Annotated in this window: 18 protein-coding genes; all 18 read left to right on the top strand. The window is 40.9% G+C overall.

Annotated features, from left to right (window positions below):
- Genes AUP42_RS07105 through AUP42_RS07020 form a run of 18 tightly spaced genes read left to right on the top strand, consistent with a single transcriptional unit; the run spans window position 1 to window position 16,382 of the window.
- Window positions 1–915: a hypothetical protein gene (locus tag AUP42_RS07105; protein ID WP_062950241.1), complete on the top strand. Its 915-nt coding sequence runs from the start codon at window positions 1–3 to the stop codon at window positions 913–915.
- Window positions 912–1,616 carry a WbqC family protein gene (locus AUP42_RS07100; protein ID WP_062950237.1) on the top strand — a complete coding sequence of 235 codons (705 nt, stop codon included), beginning with the start codon at window positions 912–914 and terminating at the stop codon, window positions 1,614–1,616. Before AUP42_RS07105 ends, AUP42_RS07100 begins: the two co-directional genes overlap by 4 nt.
- A complete protein-coding gene (locus tag AUP42_RS07095; protein WP_062950235.1) occupies window positions 1,613–2,332 on the top strand; it encodes a cytidylyltransferase domain-containing protein in 720 nt (239 codons plus the stop codon). Before AUP42_RS07100 ends, AUP42_RS07095 begins: the two co-directional genes overlap by 4 nt.
- 1 nt (window position 2,333) lies before the next feature.
- Entirely contained in the window at window positions 2,334–3,074 is a 741-nt protein-coding gene (locus tag AUP42_RS07090; RefSeq protein WP_197468251.1) for a cytidylyltransferase domain-containing protein, read from the top strand.
- A complete protein-coding gene (locus AUP42_RS07085) occupies window positions 3,071–4,036 on the top strand; it encodes a Gfo/Idh/MocA family protein (protein ID WP_062950232.1) in 966 nt (321 codons plus the stop codon). The genes AUP42_RS07090 and AUP42_RS07085 overlap by 4 nt, the downstream gene beginning before the upstream one ends.
- Complete coding sequence (locus AUP42_RS07080) at window positions 4,033–5,325, top strand: DegT/DnrJ/EryC1/StrS family aminotransferase (RefSeq protein ID WP_062950231.1); 1,293 nt, start codon at window positions 4,033–4,035, stop codon at window positions 5,323–5,325. Before AUP42_RS07085 ends, AUP42_RS07080 begins: the two co-directional genes overlap by 4 nt.
- Window positions 5,322–5,870, top strand: a complete 549-nt coding sequence (locus AUP42_RS07075; protein ID WP_062950230.1) for a GNAT family N-acetyltransferase — start codon at window positions 5,322–5,324, stop codon at window positions 5,868–5,870. Before AUP42_RS07080 ends, AUP42_RS07075 begins: the two co-directional genes overlap by 4 nt.
- The gene (locus AUP42_RS07070) at window positions 5,867–6,763 is read left to right on the top strand and encodes a hypothetical protein (RefSeq protein WP_062950229.1); all 897 of its coding nucleotides are present in this window, start codon (window positions 5,867–5,869) and stop codon (window positions 6,761–6,763) included. The genes AUP42_RS07075 and AUP42_RS07070 overlap by 4 nt, the downstream gene beginning before the upstream one ends.
- A gap of 58 nt (window positions 6,764–6,821) precedes the next feature.
- Window positions 6,822–8,003 (top strand): N-acetyl sugar amidotransferase, encoded by a 1,182-nt coding sequence (locus tag AUP42_RS07065; RefSeq protein ID WP_062950225.1) that lies wholly within the window; start codon window positions 6,822–6,824, stop codon window positions 8,001–8,003.
- A gap of 31 nt (window positions 8,004–8,034) precedes the next feature.
- Entirely contained in the window at window positions 8,035–8,652 is a 618-nt protein-coding gene (hisH, locus tag AUP42_RS22055) for an imidazole glycerol phosphate synthase subunit HisH (RefSeq protein ID WP_062950222.1), read from the top strand.
- Entirely contained in the window at window positions 8,646–9,404 is a 759-nt protein-coding gene (hisF, locus tag AUP42_RS07055) for an imidazole glycerol phosphate synthase subunit HisF (protein WP_062950218.1), read from the top strand. Before hisH ends, hisF begins: the two co-directional genes overlap by 7 nt.
- Window positions 9,405–9,426: 22 nt before the next feature.
- On the top strand, window positions 9,427–9,960 hold the full coding sequence (locus AUP42_RS07050) for a GNAT family N-acetyltransferase (protein ID WP_082824687.1): 534 nt from the start codon (window positions 9,427–9,429) through the stop codon (window positions 9,958–9,960).
- A 38-nt stretch (window positions 9,961–9,998) separates the two neighbouring features.
- A complete protein-coding gene (locus AUP42_RS07045) occupies window positions 9,999–11,633 on the top strand; it encodes a hypothetical protein (RefSeq protein ID WP_197468250.1) in 1,635 nt (544 codons plus the stop codon).
- Window positions 11,634–11,691: 58 nt separating this feature from the next.
- Window positions 11,692–12,747 carry a class I SAM-dependent methyltransferase gene (locus AUP42_RS07040; RefSeq protein ID WP_231858187.1) on the top strand — a complete coding sequence of 352 codons (1,056 nt, stop codon included), beginning with the start codon at window positions 11,692–11,694 and terminating at the stop codon, window positions 12,745–12,747.
- Window positions 12,740–13,510 carry a cephalosporin hydroxylase family protein gene (locus tag AUP42_RS07035; RefSeq protein WP_062950212.1) on the top strand — a complete coding sequence of 257 codons (771 nt, stop codon included), beginning with the start codon at window positions 12,740–12,742 and terminating at the stop codon, window positions 13,508–13,510. Before AUP42_RS07040 ends, AUP42_RS07035 begins: the two co-directional genes overlap by 8 nt.
- A 22-nt stretch (window positions 13,511–13,532) precedes the next feature.
- A complete protein-coding gene (locus AUP42_RS07030; protein ID WP_156484573.1) occupies window positions 13,533–14,405 on the top strand; it encodes a glycosyltransferase family 2 protein in 873 nt (290 codons plus the stop codon).
- Window positions 14,406–14,409: 4 nt separating this feature from the next.
- Complete coding sequence (locus tag AUP42_RS07025) at window positions 14,410–15,405, top strand: hypothetical protein (RefSeq protein WP_062950205.1); 996 nt, start codon at window positions 14,410–14,412, stop codon at window positions 15,403–15,405.
- Window positions 15,406–15,410: 5 nt separating this feature from the next.
- Entirely contained in the window at window positions 15,411–16,382 is a 972-nt protein-coding gene (locus AUP42_RS07020; protein WP_062950565.1) for a GDP-mannose 4,6-dehydratase, read from the top strand.
- The last annotated feature ends 9 nt before the right edge of the window (window positions 16,383–16,391 follow it).

Raw genomic sequence — 16,391 nt, 5'->3', positions numbered from 1 at the left:
ATGTTTAAAAATAAAATTTTATGGAAAAAAAATGGGCTTTTCATCCGCCCGCAAACTGAAAACTGGTGGTCCATAAGCCACGCTATGATCCCGACACCGGAAGATCTGGGTAATGGAAAGTATCGGATATATTATTCGGGAAGAAATAACGATAATCAGTCCCACATTGCTTGGGCAGACATCAGTCTCAATCCAACTCCGCATATTCTGGAATACAGCAGTGGACCGGTATTAAAGCCAGGAGCTTTAGGATGCTTCGATGATAATGGCGTCACTCCCTCATGTATCCTGAATCTATCGGGAGGCGAAAAGGCACTTTATTATATCGGTTGGAATCCAGGCTCAACTGTGAGGATGCATCTTTTTGGAGGCTTGGCTATCAGCCAGGACGAAGGACAAACATTTGAGCGTTGGTCCAGAGCTCCAATAATTGAACGATGCCCAACGGATCCGTTTCTCAATACTGCCCCCTTTGTCGTAAAGCACGAAGATCAATATCGGATGTATTACGTTTCCGGTACAGCTTGGCTCGGAAAAGACCTTCCTAGATACAACATCAAATTAGCGCTCTCGAAAGATGGAAAAGTTTGGGAGCGGGATGGCCACGTTTGCATTGATTTTGCAAACTCCTCAGAGAATGCGTTAGCGCGGCCATTCGTTCTATTTGATGACAATATATGGAAGATGTGGTTTGCGCATAAGGGTGACGCATATCGTCTTGGTTATGCAGAGTCCGAAGATGGCTTTCTTTGGGAGCGACGGGACGAATTTGCAGGCCTAAGCGTAAGTGATGATGGATTCGATAGCGATATGGTCGAGTATGCAGCAATCGTAAAGTATAATGGAAAGTATTATATGTTTTACAATGGAAATAATTATGGTTTTGACGGTATTGGTTTGGCAATAGAACAATGACACGTGTCGCAATAATGCAGCCGACTTACCTGCCATGGAGTGGATATTTCGGATTAATGAATGATGTAGATATATTCATATATCTTGACTCTGTTCAATTCTCCAGGCGCTCCTGGCAACAAAGGAATCAAATCAAAACCTCTAATGGTCCAAATTGGTTGAGCATCCCCGTTTTAAAAAAGGGAAAAAGAGACCAGTTAATACATGAGGTTCAAATAGATCATAGTGCATCTTTTTCCGAATCTCATGTCAGATCGATGGTGCTAAATTATAAAAAATCAATTTTTTTTGATGATTACTCTGATGGAATTTTTTCTAGGATTAGAAATACCAATTCATCTCTATGCGAATACAATATAGAGATAATAAAATACATATCTGATATTTTGGAAATTAAAACAAAAACCATAAGATCTAGTGAATTAAATTCCTCGGGAAAGAAAGCCGACCTGCTGGCAGCAATCTGTCAGGAGGTGGGGGCAACTGAATATATCTCGGTACCAGGATCAAGCGATTACCTAGATAAATCTGACGCATTCATCGATGCGGGGATACCAGTGAGCTATTTTAATTACATACATCCGGAATACCCCCAACTTTTTGGTGAATTCCTACCCTATATGTCTGTAGTCGACATGTTGTTCAATTGCGGTTCACAAAGCTCCACAATCATTCAAAACGGAATTATAAGAAACAAATGAAGCGACTGGCAATCATCCCAGCCCGTGGTGGCTCAAAACGCATACCGCGCAAGAATGTGCGTGACTTCTGCGGAAAACCCATGATTTCGCACGTACTAGACACGGCTGCCAGAAGCAATCTTTTTAACGTTATTCACGTTTCTACCGATGACAACGAAATTAGTTCTGTGGCCACACAATATGGCTTTCCCCCTGATTTTGCGCGGCCGGAATTCTTAGCAGACGATGTTACTCCCATTATGCCTGTTCTTCGCTATGTCGTAGAAGAATATGCAAAGCGCGACCAGAAATTTGATGAGATATGGTTGATAATGGCATGTGCGCCGCTGATAACCGAAAACGATTTAGTGCAGGCCGCTAAGCTTTTCGGGAAATCAGACAAACGCAAAGCATTACTTGCAGTGTCAGAATACCAAGCGCCCATTGAATGGGCATTTTCCAGATCTGAAGACGGCACACTTATCCCAGAACAATCTGGTATGTTTGCTGTTCGCTCTCAGGATCTCGAGAAGAAATACTTCGATGCAGGAAGCTTCGCAGCATTTTTTCCAGAGAGAATAACTAATTCAACGGGTGCGGGTTCAGACGAAGGGTTTGTTGGTTTTGTTCTCCCCAAGGGAAGTGCAATAGATATCGACGAAGAACAAGACTGGAAGCAGGCAGAAGCCATATTCCTTGCACGCTCTGAGCGTTTAGATCGAAATTCAAGAGATTGACATGAAAATATTTGCAACAATAGAAGCAAGAATGAATTCTTCTAGGTTACCGGGCAAGGTAATGATGCCCGTCCTGAATCGCCCAATGATTGGATATCTGATTGACAGACTAAAAGCGGTTCCATCTTTAGATGGAATTGTGCTGGCAACAACAACAAATGAAGTCGATAACATATTGGTTGATTTTGCCAATTCAGAAGACATACACGTTTTCAGAGGAAGTGAAAATGATGTAATGTCGAGAGTTATCGAGGCTGCAGACTCGGTAGATGCCGACGCTATTGTGGAAATTACTGGCGACTGCCCAATAATTGATCCAGATATCGTTGAACAAACAATCTTATTATATAAAAAGAACAAAGCCGATTACGCAGCGAATTCTTTCTTCAGCAGCTATCCCGATGGAATGGACACTCAGGTAATTAGCACAGCTTCCTTGAAAAAGTCGGCATCAATGACCAGCGATCCGCTTGATAGGGAGCATGTTTCGAGACATATCGTCAACAATGATCAGATATTTAAACACGTATACTTAATTGCTCCTCCTTCATTACATTGGCCTGGTCTTGGTCTGACATTAGACGAACAAGCTGATTTCGATCTGATCCGAACATTAATCGAACGATTAAGCCCTGAGAATCCGATGTTTGGATGCAATGCCATTATCAAATATCTTCAAGAAAATCCCGAGATACTTGCGATAAACCAAAATGTTGCAAGAAAGGATGCCAGACCAACGTGAAGCACAAAGTACTGATCATTGGTCTGGGGCGGATAGGTATGGGTTACGACTTAACCAGCGCCAAGGATGGAGCTATTTTGAGCCATGCCAAAGCTTTTTCCACCCATCCCGGTTTTGAGTTATCTGGTGGTGTTGATCCAGATGAAAATCGCCGCGATTTATATAGCGCCTACTATAAAGGCTGGGTGGGGGAAGATATTGCCACAGCCATGCGTGAAACATCCCCGGACGTTGTCATAATCGCGTCGCCGACAGCTGACCATCATAGATGTATGATGGAAACTTTAGCCTACGGTAAACCAAAAGTCATAATTTGCGAAAAACCACTATCGGATAATTTTACTTGTGCTGAAAAAATGGTTTTGGCTTGTCGGGACGCCGGTTGTGAACTGTTTGTCAACTACCTTCGCCGAGTTGAACCAGGGGCTTTAGAAGTAAGAAGACGAATTTTATCTAATGAGATAAAACCACCAATAAAAGGAGTAACTTGGTATACGAAGGGGCTGATTAGAAATGGCTCTCATTTCTCAAATTTATTAGAACTCTGGCTAGGCCCAATCAAAGATTTTAAAATTATTAATGCTGGAAGAATATGGGATGAGAACGATCCTGAGCCAGACGTACAACTAGAATTTGATTTAGGAACCGTAACGTTTCTGGCAGGAACTGAAGAGAATTTCTCGCATTACGAAATACAGCTCTTGGCATCCAACGGATGCCTAAGATATGAGCATGGCGGCAGTAAAATCACTTGGCAAGCTGCTGTTCAGGACTCCGATTCAGACGAATACACAGTGCTCTCAAAACACGATGAGAAAATAGTTACTGCATCAGATAAACTGCCGTTATTGGTAGCAGAAGAGATTCTCATCTATCTCGCAGGCGGTGAAACAAAATTATGCTCGGGTGAAAGTGCCCTGAGATCTTTAAACTGGCTTTTGAAAATTAGGGCAGCGCGATGAATAAAAGAAGCAGCGTTAATACTTTGGCGTTACACGGTGGGCCAAAGCACATCAACCATGCATTTTCCCGATACAACCCGATTGGCCAAGAAGAAGTAATCGCGGCGAAAGAGGTAGTTGAGAGTGGAATTTTATCGCAGTATCTCGGATGTTGGGATCCTGATTTCTTCGGAGGTCCAAAAGTTCAGGCATTTGAGCGCAGTTGCGAAGATTATTTCAAGGTTAAACACGCCATTACGTTCAATTCTTGGACGTCAGGATTGGTTGCAGCAGTGGGAGCAATCGGCACCGAACCGGGTGATGAAATTATCGTAAGCCCCTGGACCATGGCCGCAAGTGCAACAGCGATACTACACTGGAATGCTATTCCTGTATTTGCTGATATCGAACCGGAAACATTCTGCCTTGACCCCATATCCGTCGAGCGAAATATCAGTCCGCAGACCCGTGCTATCATGTCTGTCGATATTGCAGGTCACTCGGCGAACATGGACGCGCTTTGCGAAATCGCCAGAAAGCATAATTTAAAAATAATATCAGACACTGCTCAGGCTCCCGCCGCGAAATATAAGGGAAAGTATGCAGGAACTTTGGCGGACATTGGTGGATTTAGCCTAAATTACCATAAGCATATTCACACTGGCGAAGGAGGAATCGCGGTAACAGACGATGACGATCTGGCTGATCGCCTTCGCCTTATACGTAATCATGCCGAAGTAGTGGTAGAAGATAAGGGTGTTACGAATTTAAATAACATGATCGGCCACAACTTTCGCCTTGGCGAGATTGAATGTGCCATTGGCATAGAGCAACTAAAAAAACTTGATAGAATGGTTGCATCTCGCCAACGCATAGCAGCAAAACTGAATTCAGGACTCTCTGGATTAGAAGGATTGCAACTTCCTTCCGTCCTCGATGATTGCACTCATGTGTATTATGTTTATGCGATGAAGTTGGATATTCCTAAACTTGGCACCAGCCGCCAAACAATAGTAGAGGCGTTGACAGCCGAAGGCGTGCCGGCACTCGCATCAAGCTATCAAAACCTTCATCTGCTCCCAATGTATCAACAAAAAATTGCATACGGGAGTAATGGTTTTCCCTGGGCATCAAGCGTTTGCAAGCGTGAAGTCAGTTATAGCAAGGGAATTTGTCCTGTTGCTGAAAATTTACATGAATCTAGCTTCCTTGGCTTTGGCATTTGTTCTCATGAGTTCACTGATGAAGAAGTGAATCTCGTGATTGAAGCCTTCCATAAGGTATGGAGTAATTTAGAGGCTTTGCGATGATTTATAAGTTAGCCGACGGGTATTATGTAAGAGGCCTTCAACAGGAAGACATAGAAGGATCATATCCATCGTGGTTTGAAGACCAAGAGGTATGCGCATTCAATTCCCACGGCAAAACTTTCAAAAACAAAGAATGGTTTCGCAACTTCTATCTCAACCTGAATGCAGAAGATCAAATTGTGTGGGCTATCTGCCATCACAAAGATGGTCATATTGGCAATGTTAGCCTTCAGGGGATGTCGTTTATCAACAGGAATGCAGAATTCGCCATTTTGATTGGTGAGAAAAAGCATTGGCGCAAGTCAGTCGGATTGAATGCGGCAAAAATTCTACTGACTCATGGTTTTTGCAAACTAAACCTGACGCGTATTTATTGCGGAACGGCAGAGACGAATTTTGGTATGCAGAAACTTGCTTTAAATCTTGGAATGAAAGAAGAGGGTAGAAGGCGCAAACACATCTACTTAAATGGAAAATGGTTAGACATGCTTGAGTATGGGGTCCTACGCGAAGAATTCGTAGTAGCGGAAAGTATCGAGAAATGATTGGCATTGTCTCGCACGATGCAGGCGGCGCAGAAATCATCACCAGTTATGTTCAGCGCAACAAGTTAGAATGTGCCTTTTGCGTAGAAGGACCAGCTTCTGAAGTCGTTCAACGAAAGCTAGGCCCTGTCAAAAGGATGCCTTTGAGAGAATTGATCGTTTCATGTTCTTGGCTTCTGTGCGGAACCAGTTTCCTTTCGGAGCTGGAGTGGACGGCGATTAGCCTAGCGAGAAAATCAGGCAAACGATGCGCCGTTATGTTAGATCACTGGGTTAACTACCGACAACGATTTGTCCGCCAAGGGGAGTGGCATTGGCCTGACGAGCTGTGGGCAGGAGACAATGTTTCTGCTCGTATAGCAGAAGAGATATTGCCTGAAGTCCCTGTAAAGCTCGTACCAAACGCCTACTTTGAAGACATAAGAGAATCAATCGCAAAATTTCCGCAGGCATCATCATGTTCTGATAAAGGAAAAAATATCCTGTATGCTTGCGAACCCCTTAGAGAAGACGGCAAAAAACTTTATAACAATGAGCGTCACTGGGGCTATACAGAGGAGGAAGCTATAATTTACTTCCTTAAGAACGTTGAATGCATTTGCCCTAAGATTGATAACATTACGATCCGTCCCCACCCCCAGGAGGATATGGACAAGTACAATTGGGTCAAAACAGAATTCGACCTTCCGATAAATTGTGACAAAGAATCTTTACTTTTCAAACAAGTAGCTGAAAATCATATCGTGGCAGGATGTGCGACTATGGCAATGGTTGTCGGATTAATCGCCAAAAAGCGAGTTGTTAGTTGCATTCCACCCGGTGGGTCAACTATACCTTTACCCCATCCCCAGATCGAAAACATGAACTTATTGGTTCAAGCTTTTAGAAAATAAATCTATATTGAAGACAACATGTTGGCTTGTAGCAAAGGCCGCATAATGGAGATAGCTCATGCTAAAACATTGCAATGCATGCAACTTGCCAGAAACCTACGAAACAATTGAGTTTGACAAAAATAATGTATGCAACATTTGTCAGCAAAAAGAATTTAAAGACACAAATATTGACTGGGTAGACAGAAAACACCAGCTAACCGAACTTATCGAACAATATCGTGGTAAGTATGCCTACGATTGCATAGTTCCTTTTTCTGGCGGAAAAGATAGTACATTCACCCTTCATTATCTAGTTAAAGAGTACAAAATAAAACCATTGGTTGTTCAATTTAATCATGGATTTATGCGTGAAGGACTGCTGAAAAACAATGAGCGGACCTTTAAAAAACTTGGTGTAGATGTAATAAACTTCACGCCAAACTGGCAACTCGTAAAACGCCTGATGCTAGAAGCACTCATTCGCAAAGGCGACTTCTGCTGGCACTGCCACACAGGCATATATTCTTATCCTATGCACGTCGCCATTCAGCAACAAGTTCCTCTTATTTTCTGGGGCGAACCGTCGTCTGAATATACTGCATATTACGATTATCGTGACAACGAGATAGAAGAAGTAGACGAAGAAAAGTTCAATCGATCAACGAATTTAGGCATAACTGCAGAAGATATGGCCGGAATGATTTCGAATGACTTTGATTTCGATCCAAGAGATCTTAAACCCTTTTCGTATCCAGCAATGCGTGATCTCAAGAAGCTTCGCTATCGTTCTGTTTGTCTAGGGTCCTATATTCCATGGGATGTTAAAAAGCAGGTGGCGCTAATTCAATCTGAATTGGGCTGGGAAGGAGACCAGGTTGAAGGCATGCCTTGGGATGAATACCCTTACGAGAAAATTGAATGCCACATGCAAGGTGTTCGAGACTATATTAAATACTTGAAGCGTGGATATGGAAGAGTCACACAAATGACTGCTTTGGATTTACGCAACAAAAGGATCACACAGGAAAAAGCAAGAGAACTGATCGACAAATACGAAGGGCGTAAACCACCATCGTTAACTCTCTTCCTTGAATACATTGGGATCAGCGAATCAGAGTTCAACGATATAGTAGCGAAAACAGTAGTTCCACCGCATGTTCCAAATTTTGATGCCGAATATGCCCCCAAGACTTCGGACTTCGACAATTGGTTCCGAGAGAGTGAGGACATGCGTGGAATACGAAAAAAAGTCGACTAACGTCCTCAGAACGCGCAAAGGCTAATGCTACATGATTGGCATACTTGACCTTAACATGGGGAATATCAGGTCAGTGTTCAACGCAGTGTACCAGAACGGATTCGATCCAGTAGTTGTCGACTCTCCTGACTGCCTAGATGATCTAAGCCACCTAATCGTCCCAGGCGTCGGAAATTTTGGGGCGGCAGTCCCCGAGCTAGATCGTCGAAATTTACGAAAAGGGGTCATTGATTTTGCAATCAGTAAGCGCCCCATACTTGGCACCTGCTTGGGCATGCAGCTCCTAATGGAACTTGGGAGTGAAGGAGGAAAATCGAACGGATTAGGCCTAATACCCGGAAGAGTGGAGCGGTTACATACGCATGAGAACTTAAGAATCCCACATGTTGGCTGGAACATTCTAAACTTAACCCGCCCGCACCCTGTTTTCACAGGTATCAAGACCATGTGTGATTTTTATTTCGTCCATTCGTATGAGGTCATTTGCTCGGACAACGTACATGTGATTGGTGAAACCGATTATGGACATCCGGTAGCTGCGGTAATCGGTAAAGAGAACGTAATCGGCGTACAGTTTCATCCAGAGAAGAGTCAAGTTAACGGAATGCGCGTGATAGAGAATTTTTGCTTGTGGGATGGAAGATGCTGAAGCGTCGCATAATTCCCATTCAGCTACTGATGGAAAATAGATTAGTAAAAACCGTCCAATTTGGAACTTGGCGTGACGTCGGTGATCCGGTGAAAAGTTCTGCTGTATACAACGCGCAATACGCAGATGAGTTAATTTTTTTGAATATATCGAGAAGTGGAAACTCTGTTCACCAGCTAGCGGATCTTTTGCTCAAAGTTTCCGAGGTATGCTTCATGCCGTTAACGGTTGGTGGAGGAATCAGAACGTTTGATGACGCAGAGTTTCTAATTAAGAATGGTGCCGATAAAGTAGTTATAAATAGCTCCTCTTACAAAGACCCGAACCTTGTTAGAAGAATAGCGGATCGTTTTGGCACACAAGCAGTAGTAATTGGCATCGATGCAAGACGCCATGAATCTGGGTACAAAACAGTATCTGATTGTGGGAAAGTTCAAACATCTGTCGGACTGCAAGAGCATATCAGGAACTGCGAAAAAGCAGGTGCAGGTGAAATTCTCATCCAATCAATCGATCAAGACGGCATGATGAATGGATACGACATCAACCTACTTAAACTGGCTTGCTCAACCGCCAGCGTGCCAATAATAGGATGTGGCGGTTGCGGCCAATACAATCACTTAAAACAAGCTTTTCTCGAAACTGAGGTGAGCGCCCTTGCCTGTGGCAGCCTGTTCAATTTCTCTGACAGCAACCCGATGAGAGCAAAAGCTTTTCTTAGTAATTATGGGCTCAATTTCAAAGTAGTATAGTATTTTCGAATTGGCTTAAATTATGATCTTAACAAAACCGATAATCACAGAACGATTAATACTTCGCACTCTAGAGCCACAGGATATTGGAAATCAGTACCTCTCCTGGATGCAAGATCCCGAAGTCACCCAATATCTTGAAGCACGCTTTTCGCCCCCAACGAATACTGGGGATTTATTTGACTTCGTAAACACTAACAACAAAAGTCATAATACTATTCTGCTGGGAATTTTCATTAAGGGAAAACACTCCCATATTGGGAATATTAAAATAGGCCCAATTCAGACAGAGCATGCGCGCACCGATATCGGTTATATATTGGGTGATAAATCAAGTTGGCGAAAAGGCTATGCGACTGAAGCAATTAAAGCAGCCACTCAATATGCTATTGAACATTTAAACTTAAAAAAAATCAAAGCAGGATGTTATGAGTTAAATGTAGGATCGGCGAAAGCTCTGATGAGATCCGGATTTACACATGAAGCTACGATACCTTACGACTGTATATACGAAGGTCGCCGCATATCTTCTCTTATATTTTCTCGTAATGTATAAGAATAGTGTCGAATAATTAATTTTATGCCTGGAAAAAAATGAGTGTTTTCAGAAAAATAAAGTCTAGATTAGATCAATGGCGCGTGAGTGAGCATGTAAAAAGATACATAATACTTAATAATAATATGTTCCCAAAAATTAAAACAAATCAAGAAAAATCTTCCATTATTTTAATGGAATTAAATCTTACTAGATCTGCGCACATATCCTACAGTTATCTTTCAAATGTTCTTAAAGATAAATATAATGCAAATATCGTGGGATATAGTCCGTTAGCCATTCGTGGGATAAAAAATAAGATTTCTTTTTGTGTCAGACGACTGACCTTACGTGAACCATTCAACGTATATCGCTCTTTTAATTGCACAAGATTTCTAATGGTTTCTCCATCGAGAAAACATCGAAACAAAGCAAAGTCTATTTTTGAATCGGTTTATGCATCTTTATCATCAAAACGCGACATCGAGAACATTACTATCGATGGAGTGAAAATAGGAGACTTAATATATGACACTTATCTTATGGAAAAGAAGCTACCGACAATAGATGTTTCAACAAAAATCTTTCAGGATTTCCTTTTAGATTCTATATCTATTTACTATTACTGGGATGATTACTTTAATATTAAAAATGTTAAAGCTATTAATGTAAGCCACTGTGTATACAACATTGCTATACCCCTAAGAATTGCGATAAGTAAAAACATAGATGCATTTCAAGCAAATGTAACACACCTATATAAACTTACGCCTTCAGAGATGTTTGCGTACAATGACTTTAAAAAATTCCCAGAAATATTTTCTTCACTACCAAACAAAATTAGAGACGACGGATTAGAGGAAGCGAAAAGAAGAATTGAACGTCGATTTTCAGGGGAAGTTGGCGTCGACATGTCTTATTCTTCGAAATCAGCCTATGGTGCACCACGCCACGCAACGCTCATCAAAAAAAGCCCCCGGCCGAAGATCCTAGTTGCGACACACTGCTTTTTTGATAGTCCCCACAGTTACGGTGATAACGTTTTTCCTGATTTTTATGAGTGGTTGGAATTTTTAGGAAAAATTAGCGAAGAAACAGATTATGATTGGTATATTAAAACTCACCCAGATTACTTGCCTGGCACCAAAGATATCGTAGATAACTTTGTTTCGAGATATCCGCGATTTCAACTCCTTCCCGCCAACTCTTCGCATCTGCAAATTATTGCGGAAGGGATAGATGTTGCACTCACGGTATATGGAACACTAGGCTTTGAATATGCAGCACTCGGAATACCTGTAATAAATGCTTCGACAAACAATCCTCATACAGCATATAACTTCAATATTCACGTCAAATCGGAGAAAGAATACAAACACTTATTATCAGACATAAAAAACATTTCAGTCGATATCGACAAAAAAGAAATATACGAATATTATTTCATGAGATTTATATTCAACACAGAAGGAATATTCTTTTCGAATTACCAAGATATGATAGAAAGAATTGGGGGGTATTATAATCAATTTAATCCATCAATATATTCATATTGGGAGCATGAATTAACTAAGGATAAACATGTTAATATAATTAATGCTATCGAAAAATTTATCAACTCAAATGACTTCCGAATGAATTATTCTCATTTCGGAAGAGAAATATCGCTTCACGACTTAAATTATTCTAAATGAATAGAAAGCGATATTAGATATACTACATCATAGCGTAGTCTTTTGTGAGGAAGAAACCGTGACCTCTATCGAACGCGAACTTTATCGTATTGACCACCTACCTATATTTCAAAATAGGATGTATGATTCTGCTCTCGACGGCATTAATTGTGTTCGCGGTCACATGCGCTTGGTTCAAAATGAAGGTACCGGACTAATTTATAATCGGGCATTCCAGCCTGAAGTTATGGTCTATGACTCTAACTATCAGAACGAGCAGGCATGCAGTGCAGAATTCAGAAATCATCTAGAAAATGTTGTACAGATTATTAGCCAGACGTTTGGTGACATTTCTATCCTCGAAGTAGGCTGCGGAAAAGGTTACTTCCTCGAAATGTTACAATCTTGCGGGTACGACGTGGTGGGATTTGACCCTACCTACGAAGGATCAAATTCAAGTGTATATAAAACCTATTTCTCTAAAGATGCGGGCATTTCTAGGGAAGGTATAATTCTTCGGCACGTCTTAGAGCACATTGAAAATCCAGTTAAATTTTTAAATTTTTTAAAAGAGTCTAATGGTGGTAGTGGGTTAATATATATAGAAGTTCCATGCTTTGATTGGATTATTTCCCACAAAGCTTGGTTTGATATTTTTTACGAACACGTTAATTACTTTAGAACATCAGATTTTCATCATATGTTTGATGGTGTTTTGGAAATTGGCCACATTTTTGGGGGCCAATACATATATGTTGTGGCTGATATTAGCACTCTAAGGGAGCCTGTCGCTAATCCAACCGACCTCGTTGAGCTACCGAGTGATTTCACAAGTGGTATAAACCGCAGTACGGAAAGCTCAAAAGTTGCCATTTGGGGGGGGGCGTCCAAAGGAACTATCTTCTCATTTTACCGAAACCTGACAAAAAAGCCTGTAGACATAGTTATTGACATCAACCCGGCCAAACAAGGAAAATACTTGGCTGGAACAGGACTTAAAGTATTATCGCCAGAAGATGGCATAAAACTTCTCGACCCTGGATCTACTATTTATGTAATGAACTCAAACTACATTGAAGAAATTCGAAATCAAACAAAAAATAATTTTTCCCTGATCGGAGTTGATAATGAATAATTTCAAGAATGAAACTGATTTTCGAATAGAAGAAATATCTAAAAATATTGATCTTCAGAATTCAGGCCAAAAATTCATGGAAATGTCTATATCGGCAAAATATTCATATAACTTTTCATGGATGGGTCGACCAATAATTCAGTATCCTCAAGATATCGTAGCGGTACAGGAACTGATATGGACGATAAAGCCAGACCTTATTATTGAGACAGGCATTGCTCACGGTGGTTCATTGATACTTAGCGCATCAATGCTTGCCCTACTGGATGTTTGTGATGCAGCGAAAAAAAAGGGGACACTAACTCCTGGAAATTCAGCCCGTAAAGTAGTGGGGATAGATATAGACATCCGCCCACACAACAAAGAGGCTATAGAAGATCATCCATTGGCTGCTTATATTGAAATGCTGGAGGGTTCGAGTATCGATCCCGAGATGGTCAAGAAAGTCTGTTCAATTGCGGAGAATCATCAGAAAATTCTGGTTTTTCTGGATAGTAATCACACACATGAGCATGTTCTTGCAGAACTGAAAGCTTATGCTCCTCTTGTATCGACAGATAGTTACTGTGTAGTTTTCGATACCATCGTCGAGGACCTTCCCAAAGGCGACTTTTCTGATCGCCCTTGGGGCCCCGGTGATAATCCCAAAACGGCAGTGTGGGAATATATCAAATCAAACCCCAATTTCGAAATTGATACCACCTTGGAGAACAAGCTGTTATTAACAGTCGCGCCTGATGGATATTTAAAACGTCGCGATTAATTTCCGAACAAGAGGAGCACTCGTGAATAGCTGTAAATTGCTAATTGGGATGCCCGTCTTCAATGGTGAGAAAGAAGTTGGCCGCGCGATAGAATCTATCCGAAATCAGACATTTGGAGACTTCAAGCTCCTTATTTTTGATAATTGCTCGAATGATAACACTGGCAAGATTTGCCAAGATTATGCCAAGGCCGACAGTAGAATATATTACGTTCGGCACCCCATCAATCTAGGCGCACATAGAAACTTCATGTCACTGGTTGAACATGCTGATGCACCTTATTTTATGTGGGCGGCAGTTGATGATGTTCGAACTCCAGAGTATCTTGAAGTCAATATTACTTATCTTGAATCTCATCCGGAATGCGTCGCTTCCACCAGCCCTAATTGTTTTGAAGGGGAGGAGGATGACCCTACCTGTCATATTGATTTTTCGATATTTGGCTCGTTGGGGAATCGCATGTGTCAAATTCTCGACAATTGCTGGGATTCCCATGCCATATTTTATTCCGTAATGCGAGCAGACATAATTAAGAATTGCGATGTCCCCAATCATCCGTTTCTCGGTTTTGACTGGGCGATAAATCTATTCCTTGCGAAAAATGGCAACATCAATAGAACCGACAAGGGATTGTTGATACTTGGCCGGAAAGGAATTAGCAACAATGGAAATATATGGCGCATGTTTAGGAAGTCTACAATTCACTGGATAGCCCCATTTTACGACTTCAGTTTATATTATTTATCAAACATAGCGAAAATTCCTATTGAAGAGAGAATTAATATAGTAATTAATATAATTAAGCTTAATATATCTTCTGCGTATCACCAGTTATATAGCGAACTCTTTCCGTATTACCTTAATTATATTCGACCATTGATAAAGAGAAAGTAATAATATGAAATTTTTGGAAAACATCAAAAATCGTGTATACAAAGTATTAGTATCATCACAACATCAATTAAATGATAAAACAGAGCATTTATTAATCCTAAACTCTCAGATTCTATCTCATAAAAACGCTTTTTTGGAAAAAATCACCTCCCTGAGAGACTTAGAATTCAGCGTATACTCTCAGTGGGGTGAAGATGGTATCATAGACTGGATTGTCAATCAGATTCCCGACATTCCAAAGTCTTTTGTTGAATTTGGCGTAGAGAATTATCTTGAATCAAATACACGGTACTTGCTTAAAGTACATAACTGGTCGGGATTGGTGATAGATGGATCAATCGAAAACATCAAATTCATCAATAATGACAGTATATATTGGCGACACGACCTAACAGCCATTAACTCATTTATCACAAAAGGAAACATTAATGATTTAATATCAAGTAAATTTAGCAAAAAAGAAATAGGGTTATTAAGTATAGATTTAGATGGAAATGATTATTGGATATGGGACCAGATAGATGCAGTTAATCCAAAAATAATAATATGTGAATACAATGCTGTATTTGGCGACATCAACAGAATAACTGTTCCGTATAAGGATGATTTCACAAGAAAAAACTCTCACTTTTCAAATCTTTATTTTGGAACATCATTGCCTGCATTAATACATTTAGCAGAGGAAAAAGGATACACCTTTTTGGGTACAAACTCCTCTGGGTGTAATGCATTTTTTGTGATTAACGATGCTGCACATTATGTTTTAGGAAAAATTAAGGGACCGGTTTCATTTCCATCAAAGTTCCGGGAAGCTCAAAATGAATTTGGCGAGCTACTCTATTTAGCGGGAATTGAAAGATTTGAAAAAATTAAGCATATGGATGTCTTTGATATAGAGACAAAAAAAACGAAAAGACTTTGCGAGTTTGAAACCATCTACTCTGAAGAATGGTTAAACGGCCTTCCCAAATTGCATTATTTTAACTCACAATTAAGTTGAAACCATTGACAAAGCGCGCGCTAATAATTGGCATAAGAGGGCAAGACGGCTCTTACCTTGGGCAATTTTTGCTCGAAAAAGGTTACGAGGTCCATGGGACCACGAGAAATGTTAGTGCAGAAAAATATTGTCGATTACAACATCTCGCGATAAGTGAGCGTGTTCAACTGCACTCAATAAATCCTCAAAACTATAAAGATTTAATAGAACTGATTTCTACTATAAATCCAGATGAAATATATAATCTATCTGCACAATCATCTGTGGGACAGTCATTCCAAGAACCTATCGATACTTTAAATAGCATAACATCGGTAACATTGAATGTTCTTGAAGTTCTTCGAGAACTTAAAAGCAAATCCAAACTTTATAACGCTTCATCCAGCGAGATGTTCGGTGATACAGCAGGACAGCCCGCAAATGAATGTACTCCCCTAAGACCGCATAGCCCATACGGAGTTGCCAAAGCAGCTGCACACTGGTTAGTGAAGAGCTACCGTTCAGGTTATGGGATGTTTGCCTGCTCCGGAATTCTTTTTAACCACGAATCTCCTTTGAGAGATGAGCATTTTGTAACCCAAAAGATCGTTCGCGGCGCGGTAGATATCTTGGAGGGAAAATCGCTTACACTTTCATTGGGAAATTCAGACATCATACGGGATTGGGGCTGGGCGCCAGAGTATGTCGAAGGAATGTGGCATATTTTGCAACACGACAGGCCGACGGACTTCGTTTTGGCGACGGGAAAGCCGATGTCACTTAAAGAATTTACGGCCCTTACATTTAAATGCCTCAACCTTAATTGGGAGGATTATGTGACCTACGATGCGACTTTGTTCAGGCCCTATGACATATCCGTTACGGTTGGTGATCCTCAGAAAGCCTTAGTTGACCTCGGATGGCGCGCAAGAACGGAACCCAGGGACGTTGTTACACTCCTGGTTGAGGCTGAATTACTTCGTCGTAAAGACCTTTGATTTACTGAA

The sequence above is a fragment of the Thalassospira lucentensis genome (assembly GCF_001613805.1).
Classification (GTDB): Bacteria; Pseudomonadota; Alphaproteobacteria; order Rhodospirillales; family Thalassospiraceae; genus Thalassospira; species Thalassospira lucentensis_A.
This window is presented reverse-complemented; position numbering and strand designations above follow the sequence as displayed.